The organism is Amphritea pacifica (assembly GCF_016924145.1).
Taxonomy (GTDB): Bacteria; Pseudomonadota; Gammaproteobacteria; order Pseudomonadales; family Balneatricaceae; genus Amphritea; species Amphritea pacifica.
Genome location: NZ_JAFFZO010000276.1, coordinates 1 through 216, shown reverse-complemented (window position 1 = coordinate 216; position 216 = coordinate 1). Strand labels below are relative to the sequence as shown.

Sequence of the window (216 nt, the reverse complement as noted above, 5' to 3'; positions counted from 1 at the left end):
CCTGCGTCGCGATTTTCTCAATATTATGCACCATGCAGTACATTAACCATTGTGCGCTGACCTTCTCTTTGCCTCTGAGCGTAAATCGCTTCAGGCCTTTGTTGCTTTCCAGATTACCGAACACCGGCTCTACCGTACCTAAACGTTGACTATAGATATGGCGTCCCATCGGACTGTCGATCTTCTCTTTCATCCGATCCATATAGCTGACTTCCG

1 protein-coding gene is annotated in these 216 nt (G+C 47.7%); it reads right to left on the bottom strand.

Translation table 11 applies throughout. The features are described from left to right. A partial coding sequence (locus JW499_RS22340; protein WP_232846588.1) for a transposase occupies positions 1 to 202 on the bottom strand: 202 nt, incomplete at its 3' end. Positions 203 to 216 lie beyond the last annotated feature (14 nt).